This window comes from Kitasatospora sp. NRRL B-11411 (assembly GCF_000721345.1).
In the GTDB taxonomy this organism is placed as follows: domain Bacteria; phylum Actinomycetota; class Actinomycetes; order Streptomycetales; family Streptomycetaceae; genus Kitasatospora; species Kitasatospora cineracea.
Map to the genome: position 1 here is coordinate 80,721 of NZ_JOGH01000013.1, position 20,810 is coordinate 101,530.

The window sequence follows — 20,810 nt, forward strand, 5'->3', positions numbered from 1 at the left end:
CCGGCTGGAGCACCCGGACTGGTTCCAACCCGACCGCAGCCTCGCCGTGACCGCGGGTGCCCCTGCTCCTGGAGACCTACTTGCCCACCGATACCGATATCGACCCGTTGGTCGCGGTCCGCCCCTTGGAGCTGGCCGGCACCGGCACCGCCCCCAGCGACCTCGGCGACCACCTCATCACCGCGTACGGGTGGGAGCACGACCCGGACAGCACCCCCGAAGAACCGTTGCTCGTCAGCCCGTGCCTCCGCATGGCCCTGGAGCGCGGCGACTTCCCCCTCGGCCGCCGCATCCTCCAGAACCACTGGAAGCTCTCCGCCTACGACAGCGGGGAGGAGGACGCCACAGAGCTCTGGTGTGCCTGGTTCAGCCCCAGGACGCCCTACGAGCTCTCCCACGGTCTCGTCCTGGACGCCGCTGGCCGGCTCGAGAGCGACCCAGCCAGCGTCCTTGCCGACCGCAGGGCCGGCGACGACATCGAGCGGATCCTCTCCGACGCCGGATGGACGATCGAGCGGAGCCCATGGCGGACGTTCATCCACTCGCCCGGCACCTCCGCCAGCCTCCTGGTCCCCTCCCACCCGGAGCGCACGCTCGCCTTCAGCCTGGGCAACACCAGCTCCGAGCTGGCGTGGGAGGTCATCGCCTCGCCGTGGACTCCCGAGGCGATCCTGCGCACGGCCGCGGTGACGCTGGCCTCGGACACAGCGCTGCGCCGCCGCAGCGAGATCCCCGCCCACCACCTGGCCCGGGTCACGATCGAACCCGCCGCCTCCGCCTCTCTGCCCCGGTGGCGCCCCCTGCTGGCGGCCCCGGACCTCCCGCCCGACCTGGAGAACCCCCTGCCGACCACCACCGCCCCGACCGCCGCCGAACCACCGCGTGGCACCGACCCCGAACCGGCCCTGGTCACCGTGACCCCCCGCCACTACGCCGGCCCCGGCCGAGGCGGTGCCGACCAGATCAAGGGGCATCTCGCCTCCCTGGGCTGGACGGTGGACACGAACTCGATGACCAGCCCGTGCGGAAGGCTCGGGCTCGCCTGGCCCGACGGCACCGACAGTCCGACGCGGCAGAGCGCCGCCTGGCGGGTCTGGGGTGCCCAGCACCGGGGAGCGGGCGTCGCCTGGCGCATCACCAGCGGCGACCTCGTCCCACCCGAGCTGATCGCCGGCGTCGTCGACGAGGCACTCGCCATCCTGGACGAAGCCGGACCGGACACCCGAGCACCGTTCCAACCGGGCGTCCTGGGCCTGGGCTTCCTGCCCCTGGCCGAGGCCGGGTGGAAGAGCGAAGTCGACCCCCGCGGAGCCGTCTCCTTCCGCTCGCCCGACGGCTACGTCAACGCCCAATGCGACGTCCCGACCGCCCTGCACGACCTGCGCGGCAAGCCCGCCGCCCGCATCAGCTGCTACCGGGCCCGGGGGTACTGGCTGGCGGAGATCAGCGCGAACACCCCCTCACGCCTCGCCTCCGCCCTCTGCCGCGACCTCGCCTCCCCCGACCCCCTTGTGCGCAGCACCACCGGACTCCACCTCGACGCGACCGACCGGAAGGTCGCGATCGTCACCCCGGTCAACCCGGTCACCGCCGAGGACCGGGCCACCCCGACGGAGCGGCGGGCCGCTGCCCTCTCCGGCAGCGCGCCCACGTCGGCTGCACCCAGCTCCTCGGCCGCCACCACCACCCCAACGTCCCCGCGGAAGCTCGCCCGCTGATCACCGGGCGCACCTTGCCAGCGTCAACCCCCTTGGAGGATCTTCGCTTTGACTACACCCGGACCGGCCGTCAAGCCAGTGAAGGCCAAGCCCGGCGAGCTGCGGGCCAAAGTCGCAGGCATGTTGGCCGACCGGCCGGCGGACACGCTCACCATCGGGGAGATATGCAGGGCGTTGGGCCACTCCCACGGCGCTGTCCAGCAAGCGGTCAAGACCCTGGTGCGTCGTGGCGAGGCCGACCAGCCTGGTGCCGGGCCGAGGTTCCGCGCGAACGGGAAGACGGCCGCCGCCGCGCGGGTCGCGGTGATCAGCCCACCAGGCACCCACTCTCCTCGCGCCGCCGCGGCCACGGCCCGCACGACCGCACCCGCACCCGCACCCGCACCCGCACCCGCACCCGCACCCGCACCCGCACCAAAGCACACCGGCCCGATCCGCCGCGCAGGGGGACAGCTCTACCACCCCCGCGAGTTGGCCGACCTTCCCGACGTCGAGGCGCTGGCGCGTCTGCGCGACGCCGACATACCGGTACTGCTCTACGGGCCTCCGGGCACCGGCAAGACGTCCCTAGTGGAGGCCGCGTTCCCGGACCTGCTCACCGTCGCCGGCGACGGCGACACCACGGTCGGCGACCTGATCGGCGAGTACACCCAGGACGACGACGGGCGGTACGTCTTCCAGTACGGCCCATTGGTCACCGCCATGCAGGAAGGCCGAGCCCTGCTGATCGACGACGCCACCCTGATCTCCCCCAAGGTCCTGGCGTCCTTGTACCCGGCCATGGACGGACGTCGGCAGATCCAGGTCAAGGCGCACAAGGGCGAGACGATCCAGGCCAAGGCCGGCTTCTACGTGGTGGCGGGCCACAATCCGGGCGTGCACGGCGCCGTGCTCACGGAGGCGCTCGCGAGCCGGTTCAGCGTGCAGATCCAGGTCGGCACGGACTACGACCTCGCCCTGGCCCTGCGGATCGACGCCCGGGTGGTCCGGGTTGCCCGAAACCTCGCCAAGCAGGTCGAACTCGGGGAGCTGGGCTGGGCCCCTCAGCTGCGCGAGCTGCTCAGCTACCAGAAGACCGAGGCCGTCCTCGGTACCCGGGCGGCGCTCGCGAACCTGGTCGGAATCGCGCCCATCGAGGACCGCGACGCCGTCGCCGAGGCCGTCAGCAAGGCCGTCGGGGTCAAGCAGCTCGCGCCCCTCACCCTCGGCAAGCAGCTCTCCGCCGCGACCGCGGCGGCTGCACGGCAGACCCCGGTCAGCACCGCCTCCGCGAACCGGGGCCGCCAGCGATGAGCGCTCACCACCACGTCCAGTCCTCCGCCCCCGCGCCCGACGACGCCGCCGATCTCGCGCGCTGGGACGACGACGGTGCTCCGCCCGCCCAGCCGCGTTCCTCCCCGGCCGCGTGGCTGCGCGTGGGAGCCGAGCTCGGCGACCGGCTCGTCGCCCTGTCCGGCCGCCAGGACCTGCTCGTCACCTGCCGCCCCGGCACCCGCAGCGGCGCACCGGCCGCCTACTTCCCCATGCTGGGGGAGGTCGAGTTCGACGCCGAGCTGTTCGCCCCCCTCCAACCCCACGAAGTCCATCCGCGGATCCCGGGCGACGAGGAGAAGTATCCGGCCGCCTGGGGGGTGTTCGTCCACGAGGCCGCCCACGCCGCCCATTCCGTATGGACGGAGCCGACCGGCGCGGACCCCCGGATCGTCGAGGCCGCGCTCCTGCTGGAGGAGAGCCGTGTCGAAGGCGCCCACCTGACCAGGCGTCCGACGGACCGCACGTACCTGCGTACCAGCGCCCGGACCCTGGTCATGCCCGACATCGCCAACCCGAGCTTCCAGGGCATCGAGCACGCCGCCAGCGTGGCGGCCCTGATCCTCGGCCGCCGTGACGTCGGCATCCTGGACCCCGGCGAGACCCGCGCCGTCGCCAACCTTTGCGAACAGGTGCTCGGCGCCGACCTGCTGGCCACCCTCACCGGCATCTGGACCGCGGCCCACCAGTGCGCCGACCACGACGCCACGACCATGCTCGCGCACGCCCAGGACTGGTGCGAGGCTCTGGACGCCGCTGCACCGTCCCTGCCCGCCCCGCCGGAGGACCTCACCGATCTGCTGTCCGGCGCCGTGGTGGTCGTCATGGACAGCATGGCCGCCAACGACGCCGCCGACCTCGCGGCACAGGCCGCCGCGGACAACGCCATGGCCACCCGGTCAAGGGCACAGGCCAACGATCGCGCCCAGCAGGCCAGCCGGCGCCGCCAGGCCGCCGCCACCGCGAGGTCCGTCTTCAACTCCGGCGGCGGCACCGTCAACCCCGACGGCACACCGGCGCCCTACAGCAGCCCTGTCATCGGCAGCCGCCGGCCTACCGCCGCTGAGCAGACCGCAGCGGCGCGCCTGAGCCGCGCGCTCCGGGCCGCTGCCTACCGCGAGCGGACGGAGGAGCAGACCACCAGCCCCACCCCACCCGGCCGGCTCAACATGGGCCGGGCCCTCGCCCGCGACGCCCAGCGCGCGGCCGGCTCGGTGCCCACTGCCGAACCGTTCACCCACACCCGGCGTCGCCACTCTCCCACCCCGCCGTTGCGGGTGGGGATCGCGGTGGACGTCTCCGGCTCCATGCGCGCCGCCTGCGGCCCCGTCGCGTCCGCCGCCTGGATCGTGGCCCGCGCAGCGGCCCTGACCGACCCCGACTCTCGCACCGCCACCATCGCCTACGACACGCATCTGACCGCCCTGACCCGGCCCACCCACCGGGCGCCTGCGCGGGTGACCACGTTCGACGCCCGCGGCGCCAGCCACAACCTCGGCGACGCCCTCGACGCTCTCGACCACGGCCTCGACCTCAGCCGCCCCGGCGCCGGCCGCCTCCTGGTGATCGTCACCGACGCCCAGTACACCCCCAACGAAACCGCCAATGCCGTCACCCGTATCCAGCGCCTCAGCACCGCCGGCTGCGCCGTCCTCCAGATCACCCTCAACAAGGAGTCCCGCCACCTGCCGGGGACCACCCTGCTCCACCTGCCCCGGCCATCCAGCGCTCCCGCTGCCATCGCCAAGGCGGCGACCGACGCCATCCGCAGGACACGCTGAGACGCCGGCCGAGCCAGGGCGTGGCGAAGAACCGCCCCTCGGTCCGGCGCTCAGCGCGGTGGCTTGCGGCCTGCGCCGCCATGACCCAGTCGTCTCTCCGGCTGGGTCTTCGGCATGTTCGCCTGCGGCAGACAGCAACCCCTGGAAAGGACTACGCGAATCGGGGCAGTCCAAGTCAACATGGACGACCTCGTAGCGCCAGCCCGAAGGAGGGCCCCTCTGTCCGTCGTGATCTCCGCCCCCGTTGTCCGCGGTCCCCGTCCCGGCGACGCCATCGCCCACCGCACCTGGCCGCTCGGCGAGGGCAACCCGAACGCCATCGGCACCTTCCTCTACGAGCACGGCTGGTCGTGGGTGATCGACGCCGAGGGCGGCCTGCACGCCGCGTCGCCGTGCACCCAGGTCTACGTCGGCTACCAGCCGGACAACCCGCACGTCGACACCTGGATCATCGCGCTGAGCGGCACCGCCCGGCAGCCCGGCTGGCGCGCCACCTTCAACCGGCACACCCCCGCCGAGCTGGTCATCGACCTCCTCACCTCCATGGTCGCCCGCTCCACCCCCCGCCCGTCCACCACCGCCTCGTCGCCCTCCTGAAAGGACGCGCCATCCCTCGCACTCTCCGCCTGCCTGCCCGTCGCCGCCTCGCCGTCGCCGAGTACCTGATCAGCGCCGCCGCCGTGGGCCTGGCCCTCCACGCTCTGCTGCTCAGCGAGCACGCCGCCGTCCGCGTCGGGCTGCTCCTGATGACCCTGCAGCTGGCCGTCGCGCGGGTCCTGCTCGTCCGTGTCCCGGCCGTCGTCGAGCCCTCCGGCCACCGGATTCCCCGCCAGCGCTGCCCGCACTGCTGACCACTGCCTCCTCGCACGCCGCCGCGCCCCGGCCCGGCGGCCAGTCATCGACGCACACCCGCGTCGAGCACCGCGACCACGGAGGCCCGTTGGAACCCGAAACCCTCAACCCGCTCGGCGACCGCGTCGGCAACATCGCCCGCGCGTTCGGCACCGCCTACGGTCCCGCGAACAGTGCGGGTGAGCGGACCCGGTACCACGTGCTGGCCTACCTCGCCCCGTCCGACCGCTACCTTCTGGCCGTCGGCGGAATCGACGGCGGAAGCGGTCGGCCCCATCCCCGCGAGGGCCACTGCGGGTGGAGCGATGCCGAGCAGCTCGCCGAACTCGTCGTCGCCCACCCGGTCCGAGCCGACGATGGTGGTCGGACCTTCTGCCACCACCACATCGTCCCCGGCACACCCGAACGCCCCTGCCGGGTCTGCCGGATCCGCCCTCCCCGCACCGACTGCGCCTTCTTCTCCCAGTCCCGCTACGCTCCACTGCCCCAGGAGGCTCTGTGACCACCAACCCGAACATCTCCCGCCGCGGCCTGCGCCGCGCCGCGGTCATGCTGATCGTGCTCACCACCGCTTCGGGTGCCATCGCCGTCGCGGCGGGTCTGCTGCACCACAGCGTGTCGGCGGCCGTCGGACTGACCGCGTGCGGGGTGTCCGCCCTCGGGCTTCACCGCGTGAGCAGATGGCTCGACGCCGACGCCGACCGTGCGGTGCTCGCCGGCCTGGCCTCCGGTGCGGCCACTCCCGACGAGCTTGCCGCCGACCTGGGCCTGCGGGTCGCGGTCGTACGGCTCAGCCTCGCTCGGCTGCGGAACTCCGGCCAGGTCGAGAAGGACGGGCGCGGCTTCGTCCGCCGCCACGACCGGTAGGTACGCCCGCCGGGGCAACGGTGAAGGGGCGGCACCGCGAGAAATCGCGGTGCCGCCCCTTCGTGTCGTTTCGCGGAGTCCACCAGAGCCCGGCCCAAGGACCGTCCGAGCGCCGGCCGCGGCTACGGCCGCCGGCTCAGTTGAGGTACATCCCCGCCCAGGAACCGTCGTAGCCGGTCGAGGCCATGGCCGTCTCGAAGTCATCCCAGGCCGCGGTCGGCGTCGAGTAGTGCTGCTCGAAGTACTCGACCGTCAGGTCCTCCTCGAGCCACTCGTGGCCGCAGCGGCAGCGAACGAAGACGTGCCGACGGGTGTTGAGCAGCAGCCAGTCGCGGCCGGCCTTGCACTCACCGCAGAGGATCACGGTGCCGCGGGGGTTCAGCTCGTCGTGGTGCGGGACCGCCCGGATCACGGGCTTGTCCTGGGAGAGGGTGGGGAAGTCGGGGATCGAGAACTCGTGGTCGAGCGGCGGGAGATCAGCCGACTCGGTAGGGTCGTTGGGCCCGTGGTCGTAGTGAGGTCTCGGCGAATCCGACAAGTGCAGCCCTTTCGTAGAGGTGCCGGGTGTAACCGGGCCAAGGTCGGATTTATTCCCGATACGACCGTTTGTTATCAATGCGTGATGCGACTCGGAGGCGATTCGTCGCCGACGTGACCCCCACTTGTTGTGATGGGCATCACTGCTAAGAGATGGCAGCATCGGCGGCATGTCTGAGCGACACGAGAGATCAGCCGAGGCTCCGGACTGCGGGCCTGCGACGGACTGGTACGGCGGAAGCTGGAAGTGGCAGTCACCACAGATCGGGCTCCGCGCGGCTACACCTCTGCTAGCCGAGCTCGCAGGCGCAGGGGTGGTGGGCGCTGATGCGGACGACGCATATTGGCGTGGGTATTCCAGCGAGAAGGACTGGGATGCCTCCGGCAACGGGCGCCGCGTGGACGTGAAGCGGGCCTGGCTCCACCGCGAGGGAACGCTCGGGTTCGGCGGTCCAAAACGAGGCAGCTACGACGAGGCCCTCGTCGACGACATCCTCCTTGTGCATCTGGAGGACGTGGATGTCGAGACTGATCACGCCTACGAGCCCGGCGGGATGGTCCGTTTCGAGATGAGGGGCCGACCGACCGCCGCGTACCGGGTTCCGGTTGCCGAGCTGAATACGCTCATGCGGCGAGACGGCGCGTCACAGGTCCGCTGGTTGGTGAGCGTGGAGGCTCTAGCGCCATTCCAAGTTCGGTGACCGCCAGACCTAAGCGCAGCCGGCCGTGGCCGGTGCTTGCAGTATCCGATGCCCTGCCCGCAGAACTCGCCACCGCGCGCCGGAACCCGCGAGGATGGGGTCGACCGCGTCAGAGTACGGGCCTTCACCTGCGGGGTGCTCGGTTCCGGTCGGCCTGTTCAGCGCGCAGAACCTGGACGACGAGGGAGGAAGCCGCTGCGGGGAGCCGGGGCGAGCGTGCCTCGGCAGCGGCGGTGCGACCGGCCGGCTCGGTGGAGACGGCAGCACCGCGCAGGAGGGCGGCGAGGGCAGGCCCCGTGGTGATCCAGGTGTCGATGTCCGACCAGATCTCCGCGTTGCGTTCCTCGACTGCGGCGGTGTGGCCGGGCTCGATCGGTGTCCCGTCCGGTCGGCTGTGGCACTGCAGGGCGGGCTTCCATTCGTCGAGGATCCGGTTGACGCGCTCGAAGGTGCTGGCCAGCGTGCGCAAGTAGTAGCCGGTCCGGTCGGCTTCCTGCCCGGGCGGCAGGAGCCGGTGGGCGGCGCGGCCGTCTTGCAGGAGAGCATCGGCGTGGGGCAGGACTCGCTGGAGGTGAGCGAGCGCGGTGGCGTCGCGGCGGACCTTGCCGTCGCCGTAGAGCTGCTCGTCGAGGGGCCAGCCGTCGTCGTCGCAGAGGCCGTCGGAGATCGAGTCCCAGTGGTCGAGTGCCCGTTGGGCGCCCTGGAGGGCTTCTTCGAGGATGGCCAGCCGGTGCCGAGCCTGGAGCTGTTCGTGGCACGGCAGCAGGGTGCGCTCGATGTGGGCTGCTGCGGTCTCCGGGTCTGCGGGGAGGGCGAGTTCGAGCTGTTCGCCGGCGACCGCCTGTTGAGTGTAGGCGTGTCCGTCGGTCAGGGCGATCGAGCGGATCGCGTAGCCGTGCCCGGTGGCGGGCTGCTCCTCGGTGACGAGGAGGCCGATCGGCCGGGCTGGGTTGGTGAGGATGGAGGCGTTGCGGAAGTCGCCCGGCCGGATGGGGCCGAGGGTGAGCATCGAGATGATGTCGGCCATGTCCGCGTCGAGGTGCTGGTGGTGTTCGGCCGTCCAGGTGCCGGGCAGGCGGGCGGCGAGGGCGGTGGCGTAGGTGGGGAGGTCCACGGTCCTGTTCTCGGTTGTCGGCTCGGGCCTGGGGCTGTCGTCGGTGTGATCGAGCGGATACGGTCACGGGCGGGCCCGGCGCGAGCAGTGCGCCGGGCCCGCCGTCGGTTCGGTGGGTCAGCTGTCGGCCGGGGCGGGGTCGACCGCGGTGTCGAGGAGGCCCTCGGCGTGGGCGAGGTGCTCGTGGACCTGGGCGGCGTCGGTGCCGGTGACCACCAGGTGCCCCAGGCGTGCGGTGCCGAGGTCGCCGGCCGGGGGCAGGAGGACCTGCTCGCCAGGTCCGCGTTCCCACACCAGGCGTTCCAGCCAGGCGGGGTTGCCCAGTTCGGGGCGGGGGCGGGCGGTGCGGACGATTCCGGAGGTGTCCGGGTAGAGGAAGCGGACGCCGGCGGCACCGGAACGGGTGGGGGTCAGGTCGGGTTCGCGGCCGAGGGCGATGTCGGCCGCCGCCGCGGCGAGGTCGACGCCGGTGGCGAGCCGGACCAGGTGGCCGATCAGGTCGCCGCCGATGCGCCCGTTGACCTCGATCAGCCGGGGGCCGGCGGCGGTCAGGCGCATCTCGACGTGGGAGACGCCGGAGTTCATGCCGAGGGCGTCCAGGGCCGCTTCGGCCACCGGCCCGGCCTCGGCGAGCAGCGGGTCGCCAGCGGCTACGACGTGGCCGACCTCCTCGAAGTGCGGTTCGGCTCCGAGTTCCTTGCGGGTGACGGCGACGGCGGTGGTGATGCCCTGCACGGTGACGCACTCCACCGAGATCTCGGGGCCGTCCAGGTACTCCTCGACGAGGATGCCGCTGCCCTCCTCGCCCTGGTCCTCGGCTCGGCCACTGGCGTAGGCGAACGCGCCCGGCAGGCCGTCGGGGGTCTCCACCTTGATCACGCCGATGCTGCCCGCGTGGGCGGCCGGCTTGAGGACGACGGGGTAGCCGATGCGCCGGGCCGCGCGGGCGGCGGTCAGCAGGGAGGTCACCCGGATCGACTGGGCGGACGGCACGCCCTCCGACGCCCACACCGCCCGCGAGGCGGACTTGTTGCGGCAGGCCGCGGCGGTGGCCGAGGACTGGCCGGGCACGCCGAGGTCGGCGGCGACGTGCGCGGCCGGCACCAGCGCGTACTCGTCCCAGGTCACCACGCCCTTGATGTCGTGCCGCTCGGCGAGGCGGGCGACCGCCCAGCGCACCTCCTCCATGTCGGTGAGGTAGGCCACCTCGTGGTCGCGGACGTGATCCAGCTGCCAGGTCGGCTCGGTGGCATTCACCAGGACCAGGGGGCTGCGGGCGGCGGCGGAGGCGAGACAGTACGACCGGTAGGCCCTGTCCCCGGAGCCCAGGACCAGGAGCACCCCCTCGTCGCGAGTGTCGTTCGTCGGGGCGTTGGCGGTGGTCATGCTGGTCCTTCCGGTACGGGTCGGTGCGGCGGGCACGGTGGGGTTCACCAGCGGGCCCCCGTCGGCAGGTGCGGGGCGGCCTGGTCGCCGAGACGCTGGGAGAGCCGAAGCAGCGCGTGTTCGGTGGCGGGCTGGTGGCCCATCAGGTGGACGACGGTGCGCAGAACGCGCGGCCGGTAGCCCAGGCGGCTCTTGGCCAAGTGGTTGGCGCGGCCGGCGTCGATGAGGATCGCGCCCTGGTCGATCGCCCAGCGGGCGGACTCGCACATCAGCCAGGTGTAGACGAGCGGGGCGCGGGGGTGGTCGTAGTCGAGGCCGGAGGCCCAGAGGTAGAGGCAGCCGTCGTACAGCCAGCCGTATATCCCGCCGACGAGGTGGCCGTCATGGCGGGCGGCGAGCAGGACGGTGCCGGGGACAGTGACCAGCTGCTCGAACATATCGGCCCCGTACAGCCGGGTCCCGTGACGGTCGGCAGTGCCGGCTGCCAGCGGGGCGAAGGCGGGGACGGCGTCCAGGATGTCGCGGGCGGGGGTGAGCGGGTCGAGGACGAGGCCGGCTTCGGTGCCGCGGCGCCAGCGGCGGCGGATGTCCCGGCGCTGGCGGGAGGGCATGCCCTGCCACCACTGCTCCAGGGTCGGTCCGAGGGTGCGGGTCCAGGCCACATCGGTGGCCAGGTCCAGGACCGTGCCCGCCCCGACGGCGCGGGCGGCACCGGTCAGCCGCTCGGCCTGGTCCTGGTCGAGGCCGGGGTGGACGAGGGCGCTCGCGCCGAGCCGGGCGGCGAGGTCGCGGCCGGCCCGTACGGTGGCGGTGGCCATCGCGGCGGTCGCGGTGCCGGCTCCGCCGTACTCGGCGTGCGGGCTCCCGGCGTACAGAACTCGGCCGGGCCACAGCGGGGGGATGTCGGCGTCGGTCTCCTGGCTCGTCCAGTACGGGGAGCCGTCCGCGTCGGTGAGAAAGAAGGAGACGGTCTCGGCCTCGCCGGTGGCGGGGTCGGTCAGGTGGAGGTGGTGGTGATCCAGGATCCGCTCGCTGGTCTGCGCTGACCAGGCGCTCGCCCAGGCCCGGGTGCGGGAGGGGTGCGGTGCCCGCCGGGTGTCGGCCGGGGCGTAGTCGGGGTGCTCGTACCAGCGGGTGGTGACCTGGGGTACGTCGGTGCGGGGCAGGGTCATGCGGTGGCGGTCTCCGAGGGGTTGGAGGCAGGGGGCGGATCAGGCGGCTTCTGCCTGGGCGGCCTCGTCCTGGGTGGCGGGCGCGGCGGCCGGGTGTTCGTAGGTGTGGCGGTGCCGGTGGAGGCCGGTCAGGCAGAAGGCGGTGGCGATGGTGGCGGCGAGCGCGCCGGCGAACAGCAGGGCGCGCACCCCGCTGGCGGGGATGACGGCGACCAGCAGGCCGGCCATCGGGAGCGGGGCCAGGACGAGCAGGACGCAGACCGACAGCGTCGCGCCGAAGCGCCGGGCCGGAATCAGGCGGGCGCGGGCGGTGCGCAGGGCGACCGTCGCGGCGCCCTCGGCGGCCATCAGGGTGGCCACCGCCGCGGTGTAGGTGACCAGGGTCGGGGCGATGGCGGCAGCGGCGGCGGCCGTGCAGGTGACGAGGGAGGAGGTGAGGATCACCGGGAACAGGCCGAACCTGTCGATGGCCGGCCTCGCGGCGAGGACGGCCAGCAAGGAGGTGCCCGCCGCGACGCTCCACACCAGGCCGGTGGCGGCGGTGCTGTGGTGCAGGTCCCGGGTCACGGTGATCGGGGTGGACACCTGCAGGAGGCCGGACAGCAGGTTCGCGGCGGCGAGCGTGGCGACCAGCCAGGCGAGGGCCGGGGTGCGGAGCACGCCGTTCAGGCCGCCGGCCAGGGCGTCGCGGGCCCGCTCACGGTGCTGCTCGGCGACCAGCCGCAGGCGCACGCGCGGGGTGCGCATCACCAGCGCCATGGTGATGGTGACGGCGGACAGGACCGTCACGGTGGCCAACAGGAGCGCCGGCCCGGCGAGCAGCAGGGCGCCGCCGATCAGCGGACCCAGCAGGGCGGCGCTCTGGTCGATGGCGGTGAATCGCGACTGCACCCGGTGCGCCTGGGCCCCGGCTCGCCGGCTCGCCTCCGATCCGAGCGACTCAACGGCCAGGAAGCTGCCTTCGGCGAGCATCCCAGCCACCACGCCGAAGCCGAGCACGATCGGCACGCCGAGCCCCAGGCTCATCCCCACCAGGGTGAGCAGGGCGGCCCCGCCGCGCGCCAGACTGGTCGCCAGGACCGCGGTCTGCGGGCTGTGACGGTCCACCAGCGGGCCGCCGAGCACGATCGCGGCCAGCCTGGGCAGCCACTCCAGCAGGAACGCCGCTCCCGTCCACATCACCGAGTGGGTGAGCGTGAGGACCAGCAGCGGCACGGCGTAGGTGATCACCGAACCCGCGAGGGCGTCGGTGCCGCGCAGCACGTAGCAGCGCAGCAGCCAGTCCCGGTCGCCCTGCGGCGCGCGGCGCTGGGCACGCTCGGCGCGGTCGCCGGACTCCGTGAACGGGAAGACGGACATGCTGCTCCTGCTGGCGTCGACGGGCCGGTGGTACGCCCGCCGACGAAGCGTCTGGGCATCCGTCGGCGGGCGGACCCCAAGACTCCGCGCCGCGCGGCCCGACGCATCGCGCCGATCATGTGGTAATGAGCCCGGCCAGGCGATCGACACGGTTCGGTGAAACGCCGCCGACGCCTCAGCGATCACTCGATACGGTGCCCGGCGGAGGCCGTCGGCCTGGCTCAGCAGGTACCCTGCTGGCTGTGACCAGCGACGACCGGGCGCCCGCCAAGGCCGAGAAAGCCGCTGCGGCGGCCGAGGCCGGCAGTAGCCTGCCCCTGCGGCCGACGCCCGTGCGGATTCGCCGCCCGGACGATCCGATCACCGCCGAACAGACCGAGCTGCGCGAGCGGCTGATCGCCCAGCGCCTCGCCATGGATGCTGAGCAGGTGCTCTCGTGATCCCGGGGCCGCACCGCACGAAGGGCGGTGCCCCTCAACTCGGAGCCGAGGAGGCCGGGCTGCCCGGCCCGTTCGGCACCTGGACCGCCCAGGACGACCCGGAAGCGGAGCCCGAGGACGACTCCGATCTCTGCTGCTGAACCGGCGATCGGCCGGGTCACCGCGACAAGATCGGCTTCAGCGTGAACCGCTGTACCCCAATAGCCCCGGCGCCGTCGGAAGTCGGCGTAGTCGTAGGCCGGGGGCTGGCTTCAGCAGGCGGCCACCGTCTCCAGGCCCGCCACCTCGTTGTATGCGGCGACGTCGCGGACCGGGATGGGGATTCCGGCGGTGAGGGCGGGGGCGACCTCCGCCAGTGTCACCTCGATCACCCCGGTGGCGGCCAGCCGGTAGTCCGCCATGGCGCCGTAGGACCGAACGTACGGCCGTGCCGCCGAGAAGGCGGACAGTTCCTTGAGCACGGTGGTCACCGCGCGAAGTACCCGTTGGCCTCGCTCCGGGTTCATGGCGGTCAGGCAGTCCGCGAGCGCCTCCCATCGGTCGATGTAGGGGCCAGTGGGAGCGGGCCAGCCAGTCTCCCCGGGTGCGGGGAAGTCGCGGCCGATCTTGGCCCAGATCAGCAGCTCGTCGGCCAGCAGGTCAGTGGGGATGTCGCCGATCGGACGGCTCCGCATCTGTAGACGGAGCGCTTCGGCTACCCCTGCCTCGACCAGTGCCCAGTCGTCCTCGTCCAGGACGACCTCTGCCCGGCTGGTCTGGGCAGGCCGCTGCGGGCTGCGGTACCAGCCCACGATGGCCACCGCCCAGGGCCAGGCGTCCGTGTACGGGTGCCTGCCGTCGTGGTTGACGGCGTACTGTTCCGCGGCGTCTTGCAGTTCAGCATCGGGATCCCACACTGCAGCAGCCTCCCCGGCTCGATGACGAAGCGTCGGCAGCAGGCTACTGGCCGGATGGCACCACCGGCTGCCCCACGTGGCAGACCAGCGCGGTGCGGCAATGGCTGGAGCTGTCCGGGCCCCTCGCGCGGCAGCTGAGCGAGCGGCTGCGGCTCGGCCGCTGCGGCCCCGGCAGATCTCCGCCAGGGCCGCCCCGGGCCGTCCCTCGCGCGGGTCTGCGGGAGGGGCGGCCCGGTGGGGTCAGCGCCGGCTGTTGCGGGCCTGACGCCCGGGTGCCGGTGCCGGAGCCGCCGGTCCTTCGCTCCTGGTTCGGACGCCGGCCTCGGGCTGGGCCGAGGGTGCGGCCGACAGCTTCGCGATCCGTCGGACCCGCCAGACCATGACGGCGGTGACGGAATCCGCGGTGTCCAGCTCACGGCGGTTCCGGGCCTTCTCCAGAAGCGCGGCCGGATCGTGGCCGGCCGCCTCTGCCTCGGCCAGGGTGGCGGCGAGCGCGTCCCAGTCGCTCCCGCCGTGCTCGCCGGTGCCCACGTCGGGCAGTTTCGCCCGGATCACCGCGTCCTGGCGTTCGCGAACCGACGAAGGCAGGGAGCGTCCCCTAGCGGCCATGGCAGCCATCGGGCGGGCGGCCACCGTGGCGTACGCCGCTCGCAGTTGCTCGGCGGCGGCGCTGGCGGCGGCAGCCTGCTGGGCGTGCGAGCGGGCGGAGTGCCACCGGGCGGAGGCGATGGCCAGCAGGATCAGTGCGGAAAGCAGCATGGCGGTCACGCCGCCGTCCTCCCCCCGGTTCCCGGCGTAGCCGCTGCTGAGCATCTCGCGGGCAGCTGCTCGCACCGCCCGGTTGTCGGCCCGCTCGGCGCGCACGTGGGAGCGTGACGCTCGCTCGAATGCCCTTGCTGCAGCGAGGAGTTGGGCCCTGGTGTCGGCCGGGGCGCGGACGGCCAAGACGTCGATGATCTCGATCGCGCCGACCAGCTGCGCTGCCGCGTCCTCTTCGTTCCCTTCTTCGATGGTCTGGGTGGCGTCGTCGACCGCGGCTGCGGCGGCTCGGCGGGCGCGGGCGGCCTTGGAGCCGGGCACACGGGCCTTGCCGGTGGCCGGGTCTCCCTGCTCGGCGGTGCTCGCCCCGGCGGCCCGGACGCCGCCGCTCAGCCGCTTGCGGATGCGCGGGAGGGAGAGGTCGGGGGCCAGTTTGGAACCGGGGAAGTAGACCGGGTCGCCCTTCCCGTTGCGGTCGTCAGGGTCCGCGACCGAGTACCCCAGGGTGTCTCCGGAGGGTCCGATGCGCCGTTGCACCAGCAGGCCGGCGGCGGCGAGGCGGTCGAAGAACTCGGCTTCGGTCTGGCAGCCCGCGACGGCGCGGCGCACCTGGTCCCGGAGCTGGAGGCGCACGGGTTCCGGTCGTCCGAGCCGCTCGGCTTTGTGGGTTTCCGCGCTGGTCGGGCGCTTGGCGGCGGTCTTGTCGCCTGGGTTGAGCTGCTTGAGGCCGAAGTCCTTCTCGATCTGCCGGCACTCGTCCTGGGCGCGCTGGGCGTCGCCGTGGAGGCGGGCCTGGCGCCCGTCGCCGCGTACGACGGTGGCCATGATGTGGATGTGGCGCGGGTCGTGGCGGACCGCGATCCAGCGGCATCCGTCCGGGTCGCCAGGGTCGGCGATGCCGGCGGCGGCGACGACCCGGCGGGCGACCTCGGCCCACTCCTCGTCGGAGAGCAGCCGGTCCTCGGGGTCGGCGCTGACGGGGCAGTGCCAGACGTGCTTCTTCGGCCGCCGCGGTCCGAGCTGGTTGACCCGCAGGTCCAGGACCTGCTCCAACTGCTTCAGGCTGGCAGCGGGGTCGCGGCCCGGGTCGGGCGCGAACCCGTCGAAGGAGGCCACCAGGTGCGGGTCGAAGTGTTCGTCGTGCTTGCCGGGGCCGTACAGGTAGGCCAACAGGCCGTAGGTCTTGCTGCCGCGGCTGATGTCAGGGACCAACCGGACCACCGGCGACCAACTGTGCGGCAGCAGCGTCGACCGCAGCGACCGCGGTACGGACGGCTCCGAGCGTCGGGGCCAGCGCCGCCGGCTCGACGTAGCCGGCGGCATTGAGGCCGAAGACCAGCTGGTTCAGGTTGTTGCCGACGCGGGCGAGCTGCGCGCGGGAGGCTGCGAGTTCGTCGACGGCGTGGTCGAGGCGGTCTTGGGGGTCGCGGTCAGCGGGTGTTCCGCGGGCGGCGCTGATGGCGCTGGTCGCGACGAAGCGGCCGACGGTGACGGCGCGGGCAGCGGCGGCGGTGTCGATCTCGGCTTTCTCTTCAGTGTTCAGACGCACGGTCAGCTTGCACGTGCGGCTCTGGGGGTCGCGATGGCGGCGGCGCGGGCGGCGCGCGGGCAGCGCGTCGGCGGTCGGTTCGGCGGTCGGTTCGGCGGTGGGCGGTTCGACGGCGTCGGTCAGCGGCTCGATCTTCTCCTCCTCCTTCTTCCTCCCGGCACCCCCTGGTGCCGGGAGACCGAGGACGAGTCGAGCGCCCCCGCTCGACTCGTCCTCGGTCTCCCTCGCCCCCTGGGGGCGAGGGCAAGTGCGAAAAACGGGCGTATGCCCGGCTTTCGCGATAGCTTGCTGCGCCGTAGGGGCCAAGCGGTCAGGCACCGAACTGCGGTACGCGGCAAGCACTTTGGCCAGATCAGGCGGCGGCATCCTCCAGTTCGAGCTTGGCGTCGAGGAGCACGCCGAGCCCGTAGTCCATGACCTCGATCGGGCCTTCGAGGACGACCTTGGGTCCGTGTGCGGTGCGGCGGACGAGCCAGCTTCCGTCGTTGGCGGCGGTGGCGGTGCGGACGAGGCGCTGCTCCAGGAGGAGGCGCATCAGAGCATCGGGGGTGGTCTTCGGCATGGTGGTGCGGGTCATGGACGTTTCCTCGGGAGGGAGTTGGGCGTGGGGCGGGAGTGCGGTGCGACGGATTGCGGCGGGCGCGCGGAGCCGGGCGAGGTCGGCGGAGGTTTGGTGTCCTCGATCATCCGGAGCAGCTTTCCCATGCGCTCGTTGCTGATGGAGTAGCCCTCCTCGCGGAGGCCGGCGGCCACGACCTCTCGGTTGGTCCGGCCGGCCCGAGCGGCGGCCTTTCGGGCGACAGGCACCAGCTCCTCCAGCCTCACCCGCGCCCGTCCGGTCGTCGGAGCCGGACCGGACGGACCCGACGCGGGGACCGGACCGGACGAGCCCGACGCGGGAGCCGGACCGGACGGACCCGACGCGGGAGCCGGACCGGACGGACCCGACGCGGGAGCGGACCGGACGAGCCCGACGCGGGGACCGGACCGGACGGACTGCTGATCAGGCGAAGGTGCGGTTGTTCGGTGAGGGCCGGAGCGTGATCGAGTTCCTCAGCTTCAGGGCGGGTGCGGCGGAGACGGCTTCGCCACCAGGACCGGGCCGTGGTCGGCTCGTCGCGGTCGCTCTGGCCGGTTGCTGCTGCCCCCCTTCCCTCGGTCTCCGCGCCGGCCGGCTCGCTGGCGTGCGCGGCGGAAGAGGTGTGTCGCGACATGACGATGTACAGGTGGGTGGCGCCGCCGAGGACCAGCGGGGCGATGGTGCTAAGCGCGCCGACCGCGGTGTTGGTCAGGTGGAATCCCTGGCCGGTCGTCGTCTCGTTCAGGCGGACGGCGTGGGTCCAGTTGGCCCAGACGCTGGTGGCCGTGGAAGCGCCGAACAGGGTCCAGGTGTAAGCACGGGCGCGAAGCGGGGCCTCCTTCAGCACGACCAGCGCCCTGACGCCGTATGCGATGAACCCGTCGATGGCGACTGGGAAGAGGTAGCTCAGTTCGGGGCGGACGTGCATGGCGACGGCCATCTGCTGCAGTGCGTCATAGCTCAGGGTTCCGCCGACCGCGCCCATGACGCCGATCGCGGTCTTGTCCCATGGGGACATGCTGTTCGGCATGTTGCCGCTCTTGCTCACGCCGCCACCGCCGCGGCCTCTGGGCTGAACGCGGCGGCGATGCGCTGCTCGCGCCGAAGGAGGAAGGGCTGCTTCTCGAGCTGGGCGCGGGCTTCGCGCAGTCGAGTGAGCGCCCGCTTGCGGCCGATGCCGAGCACCGGTGCCCAGATCCGCGGGTCGAGGTCGAGGATGGCGGCGACAACCGAGACGCTGTGCTTCTCTTGCGGGGAGAGGCTGACCGGGCGGCCGTTGAGCGCGGCGACGACTCGTTCCTCTTCCCAGCGCACCTTGCCGAGACGGTGCAGCACGATCCGCTCGCTCTCGACGAGTCCGCCACGGATCCCGTAGCGGTCGTTGGTCTCCAGCGCTTCGGTGAGGCACTCCTCGCTGACCGGGCAGCCGGCGCACAGGGCCTTGGCGGCCTCGGTCTCCTCGGCCTGGTCGGGCAGGGGGTAAAAGCAGTCCGGGGCGGCGGTGCCTGCGCAGGCGGCGCGCTGAACCCAGGTGTTGTCGCGGCGGCGGGTGGCGATCGAGGTAATGGTGGACACGGGGTTGGGTCTCCGGGTGGGTCCGCAGGCAGGGTGCGGAGGTTCGAGGGGCTGGTCGGCGCGACTGGGGGTGGTCGCGCCGACCAGCCGGTGGCTAGCGCGGGCGAGGGCCGGAGAGACGGGGCGCCGTCTCCGGACCTCTGGCCAGCGATCTGATCCGCCGGTCGACCGCCGGGGTCGTCCTGGAGTCCGCAGGTGCGCTGGGGCGGCTGGCCTGCAGCTGGGCCAGGGCCCGCAGGTAGCCGGGCGAGGCGTCCTCCCGGGTCTTGATCTTGGCTTCCGGCGCGGGGGCGTCGTTGCGGGTGGCCGGTCGCGCTTCCGTTGCGGCGGGGGCTCGGTGGCTGCCCAGGACTCGGATGCTGCGCAGGATCGTTTCTCCGTTGGCCTGGTTGAGTGTTGCGACGAGGGCCGGGGCGAGGGTGCGGACGTGCGTCGCGTAGGCCGGGGAGTCGGCGCGGACGTCGAGTCGGCCCGTCTGGTGGTCGAAGGTCACCGCGGTGACGTGGTTGGCGAGGTCGCCGACGGCGGCCGGCCACAGGTCGAGCACTCCGCCGCCGGCCAGTGGCTCCTGCCAGGCGTGCTGGACCATCAGGTCGGACAGGGCCGCGCCGAGGCCCACCGGATCGGCCCGGCCTCGCCTGGGCGCGGTCGGTCCCCCGGCGGCCTTGGCCTTCACCACGCTGCTGGAGCGCTTGGCGGCGTCGGCGCGGGCGCGGCGCAGGGCGAGGCGGGCGAGGTCGATCCCGGTGGCGGGCTGGTTGTCGCTCATCGTGCTGTTCCCGTTCGGAGGTGGCTGGTGGTGGAGCGGAGGCGCAGGACGCGCTCGACGAGGTCGCGGCCGTAGATCTGCTCGGCCTGCTCGCGGCCGGCGATGGCCAGGGCGGAGGTGACCAGGGAGGGTCTGCCGCTGAGGTATTGGCGCCACGCCGTGGTGCGGGCTTCGCGGTGTTCCTCGTTGGTGGGCTGGTCGTCGAGGACGGCCAGCGGCTGGCGGAAGGTCTCCCGTGCTCTCGCCCAGGCGCCCTGGACGAGGGTGCGGACCGCGGTGCTGCGCGGCGCCTGCCAGGTGCCGGCCCACTCGGTGTGGCGGTCCCGGGTGGCCTGCGGGGAGTCGCGCCACCAGGCGACGATCGCCTCGCGCTTGGCCTCGGTGTCGTACAGCAGCTCGGCTCCGGCCAGGCGGGCGGTGAGGAAGCCGACCGGGCGGTGGATCCGGGTGGCCGGGGTCCGCTGGGCGAGTACGGCGATGACCTGGTGGGCGGTCCACCCGGCGTCCGCGAGGTGGCGCACGGCCCAGGCGACCCGCGGGACGGGGCTGCCGCTGAGCCAGGTGACCTGGCGGACGAGTTCGAGGCCGAGCTGGTGGCGGCGACCGACCCGGTTCAGCTGCCGACGGCGCTTTCGTTCTCCCTGGTGCTGCTGGTCGTTCCCGTTTCCGAAGTCGTTCTCAGAGGGATTGTTGGTAGGTGCTGCAGGAGAAGACGTGACAGCACCGACCCCCATTGGGGTGCAACGGGGGGAGGTCGAGGAGGAAGGGGTACTGGCCTTCCTGGTGGTGCGCCGCTTGGTCCGTCGGACTGTTCGGGTGGCCTTCTTGCCCAGCTGGGCGAGGGCGCGGCGGCCCTCGTCGGTGCCGACACCGACAACCTTGCGGATGAAGGACTCGGACTCGGTGGTCCGCAGGCCGATCGCCTCGTCGAACTTCGCGGGGATGGTGCGGACGAACTCGCTTGCCCTGCCGCCCACCTGGCGCACACGGCTGCCCTTGGCGGTGTAGCTGAGCAGGCCGGACTCGCGGAGGATGGACAGGTGGTACTGCACGGTGCGCTCGCTCAACTTGAGCATCCGTACGAGGTACCCGATGCCGGGTCTGCATGGGGTGAGCTGGGCGAGCAGCTGGGCGATGCGGATCGTAGTGCGGCCGAATCTCGGGCCGTGGGAGCGGGCCGGGGCGTGGGCCTGGGTGTCGGAGACCCAGTGGACGGCCTGCATCCACGTGTAGGTGTCCGGCGCGATCCGGCCGGTGGTGGTGGATATCCACTGGGCGGGGTCGGGGACATGCAGGCCGGGGCCGCCTGTCGTCGTCCCCGGGGGCTGCGCTTCGGGGGCGCAGGCGGGCAGGGGGGCACTGGGCACGGGAGTCCTGGTTTCGCTGGGCACGGCGGCCGGCACCCTGGGCGGTCGGGGTGCGGCGGCGGGTGCGGTGAACTCGG

Annotated in this window: 23 protein-coding genes; 10 read left to right on the top strand and 13 right to left on the bottom strand. The window is 72.9% G+C overall.

Features of this window, described 5'->3' with window-relative positions; translation table 11 throughout:
* Window positions 1-80: 80 nt before the first annotated feature.
* The 7 genes from IH44_RS0109180 to IH44_RS0109210 all read left to right on the top strand — a co-directional run bounded on the left by IH44_RS0109180 (window position 81) and on the right by IH44_RS0109210 (window position 6,529).
* Window positions 81-1,718, top strand: a complete 1,638-nt coding sequence (locus IH44_RS0109180; protein ID WP_157852220.1) for a DUF317 domain-containing protein — start codon at window positions 81-83, stop codon at window positions 1,716-1,718.
* Window positions 1,719-1,838: 120 nt separating this feature from the next.
* Window positions 1,839-3,011 carry an AAA family ATPase gene (locus IH44_RS0109185; RefSeq protein WP_198544974.1) on the top strand — a complete coding sequence of 391 codons (1,173 nt, stop codon included), beginning with the start codon at window positions 1,839-1,841 and terminating at the stop codon, window positions 3,009-3,011.
* Window positions 3,008-4,810, top strand: a complete 1,803-nt coding sequence (locus IH44_RS0109190; protein ID WP_030458947.1) for a hypothetical protein — start codon at window positions 3,008-3,010, stop codon at window positions 4,808-4,810. Before IH44_RS0109185 ends, IH44_RS0109190 begins: the two co-directional genes overlap by 4 nt.
* Window positions 4,811-5,038: 228 nt before the next feature.
* Window positions 5,039-5,407, top strand: a complete 369-nt coding sequence (locus IH44_RS0109195; RefSeq protein WP_030458948.1) for a DUF317 domain-containing protein — start codon at window positions 5,039-5,041, stop codon at window positions 5,405-5,407.
* An 83-nt stretch (window positions 5,408-5,490) separates the two neighbouring features.
* The gene (locus IH44_RS46350) at window positions 5,491-5,661 is read left to right on the top strand and encodes a hypothetical protein (RefSeq protein WP_157852222.1); all 171 of its coding nucleotides are present in this window, start codon (window positions 5,491-5,493) and stop codon (window positions 5,659-5,661) included.
* An 89-nt stretch (window positions 5,662-5,750) separates the two neighbouring features.
* On the top strand, window positions 5,751-6,164 hold the full coding sequence (locus IH44_RS0109205; protein ID WP_030458949.1) for a hypothetical protein: 414 nt from the start codon (window positions 5,751-5,753) through the stop codon (window positions 6,162-6,164).
* On the top strand, window positions 6,161-6,529 hold the full coding sequence (locus IH44_RS0109210; protein WP_030458950.1) for a hypothetical protein: 369 nt from the start codon (window positions 6,161-6,163) through the stop codon (window positions 6,527-6,529). The genes IH44_RS0109205 and IH44_RS0109210 overlap by 4 nt, the downstream gene beginning before the upstream one ends.
* Window positions 6,530-6,665: 136 nt before the next feature.
* On the opposite strand, the gene IH44_RS0109215 is transcribed toward IH44_RS0109210, so the two are convergent.
* Entirely contained in the window at window positions 6,666-7,067 is a 402-nt protein-coding gene (locus IH44_RS0109215; RefSeq protein ID WP_232794875.1) for a hypothetical protein, read from the bottom strand.
* A gap of 169 nt (window positions 7,068-7,236) precedes the next feature.
* On the opposite strand from IH44_RS0109215, the gene IH44_RS46355 reads away from it, so the two are divergent.
* The gene (locus IH44_RS46355; RefSeq protein ID WP_157852224.1) at window positions 7,237-7,767 is read left to right on the top strand and encodes a hypothetical protein; all 531 of its coding nucleotides are present in this window, start codon (window positions 7,237-7,239) and stop codon (window positions 7,765-7,767) included.
* A gap of 124 nt (window positions 7,768-7,891) precedes the next feature.
* Here the strand turns inward: IH44_RS46355 and IH44_RS42550 are convergent, their stop codons facing one another.
* The 4 genes from IH44_RS42550 to IH44_RS0109240 form a co-directional block, all read right to left on the bottom strand.
* Window positions 7,892-8,881 carry a hypothetical protein gene (locus tag IH44_RS42550; protein WP_051816698.1) on the bottom strand — a complete coding sequence of 330 codons (990 nt, stop codon included), beginning with the start codon at window positions 8,879-8,881 and terminating at the stop codon, window positions 7,892-7,894.
* A gap of 117 nt (window positions 8,882-8,998) precedes the next feature.
* Window positions 8,999-10,267 carry an acetyl-CoA carboxylase biotin carboxylase subunit family protein gene (locus IH44_RS0109230; protein ID WP_063759572.1) on the bottom strand — a complete coding sequence of 423 codons (1,269 nt, stop codon included), beginning with the start codon at window positions 10,265-10,267 and terminating at the stop codon, window positions 8,999-9,001.
* A gap of 44 nt (window positions 10,268-10,311) precedes the next feature.
* Window positions 10,312-11,439, bottom strand: a complete 1,128-nt coding sequence (locus tag IH44_RS40815; RefSeq protein WP_035954472.1) for a GNAT family N-acetyltransferase — start codon at window positions 11,437-11,439, stop codon at window positions 10,312-10,314.
* Window positions 11,440-11,478: 39 nt separating this feature from the next.
* Complete coding sequence (locus IH44_RS0109240; protein WP_051816699.1) at window positions 11,479-12,798, bottom strand: MFS transporter; 1,320 nt, start codon at window positions 12,796-12,798, stop codon at window positions 11,479-11,481.
* Window positions 12,799-13,040: 242 nt separating this feature from the next.
* Here IH44_RS0109240 and IH44_RS0109245 point away from each other — a divergent pair, with 242 nt between their 5' ends.
* Both IH44_RS0109245 and IH44_RS46360 read left to right on the top strand, forming a co-directional pair.
* Window positions 13,041-13,238: a hypothetical protein gene (locus IH44_RS0109245; protein WP_030458956.1), complete on the top strand. Its 198-nt coding sequence runs from the start codon at window positions 13,041-13,043 to the stop codon at window positions 13,236-13,238.
* A complete protein-coding gene (locus tag IH44_RS46360) occupies window positions 13,235-13,378 on the top strand; it encodes a hypothetical protein (RefSeq protein ID WP_157852226.1) in 144 nt (47 codons plus the stop codon). The genes IH44_RS0109245 and IH44_RS46360 overlap by 4 nt, the downstream gene beginning before the upstream one ends.
* A gap of 111 nt (window positions 13,379-13,489) precedes the next feature.
* Here the strand turns inward: IH44_RS46360 and IH44_RS0109255 are convergent, their stop codons facing one another.
* The 8 genes from IH44_RS0109255 to IH44_RS0109295 all read right to left on the bottom strand — a co-directional run bounded on the left by IH44_RS0109255 (window position 13,490) and on the right by IH44_RS0109295 (window position 20,733).
* Window positions 13,490-14,134: a hypothetical protein gene (locus tag IH44_RS0109255; protein WP_030458957.1), complete on the bottom strand. Its 645-nt coding sequence runs from the start codon at window positions 14,132-14,134 to the stop codon at window positions 13,490-13,492.
* Between the two features lie 240 nt (window positions 14,135-14,374).
* Window positions 14,375-16,114 carry a mobilization protein gene (locus tag IH44_RS0109260; protein WP_232794876.1) on the bottom strand — a complete coding sequence of 580 codons (1,740 nt, stop codon included), beginning with the start codon at window positions 16,112-16,114 and terminating at the stop codon, window positions 14,375-14,377.
* The gene (locus IH44_RS47810) at window positions 16,095-16,808 is read right to left on the bottom strand and encodes a hypothetical protein (protein ID WP_232794877.1); all 714 of its coding nucleotides are present in this window, start codon (window positions 16,806-16,808) and stop codon (window positions 16,095-16,097) included. The genes IH44_RS0109260 and IH44_RS47810 overlap by 20 nt, the downstream gene beginning before the upstream one ends.
* Window positions 16,795-17,019: a hypothetical protein gene (locus IH44_RS0109270; protein WP_030458960.1), complete on the bottom strand. Its 225-nt coding sequence runs from the start codon at window positions 17,017-17,019 to the stop codon at window positions 16,795-16,797. Before IH44_RS0109270 ends, IH44_RS47810 begins: the two co-directional genes overlap by 14 nt.
* Window positions 17,020-17,263: 244 nt before the next feature.
* On the bottom strand, window positions 17,264-18,070 hold the full coding sequence (locus IH44_RS47815; RefSeq protein WP_051816701.1) for a DUF2637 domain-containing protein: 807 nt from the start codon (window positions 18,068-18,070) through the stop codon (window positions 17,264-17,266).
* Window positions 18,067-18,597 carry a WhiB family transcriptional regulator gene (locus tag IH44_RS42560; RefSeq protein WP_051816702.1) on the bottom strand — a complete coding sequence of 177 codons (531 nt, stop codon included), beginning with the start codon at window positions 18,595-18,597 and terminating at the stop codon, window positions 18,067-18,069. The genes IH44_RS47815 and IH44_RS42560 overlap by 4 nt, the downstream gene beginning before the upstream one ends.
* Before the next feature lie 94 nt (window positions 18,598-18,691).
* Window positions 18,692-19,366 (bottom strand): DciA family protein, encoded by a 675-nt coding sequence (locus IH44_RS42565; protein WP_051816703.1) that lies wholly within the window; start codon window positions 19,364-19,366, stop codon window positions 18,692-18,694.
* The gene (locus IH44_RS0109295) at window positions 19,363-20,733 is read right to left on the bottom strand and encodes a helix-turn-helix domain-containing protein (RefSeq protein WP_157852228.1); all 1,371 of its coding nucleotides are present in this window, start codon (window positions 20,731-20,733) and stop codon (window positions 19,363-19,365) included. Before IH44_RS0109295 ends, IH44_RS42565 begins: the two co-directional genes overlap by 4 nt.
* Window positions 20,734-20,810 lie beyond the last annotated feature (77 nt).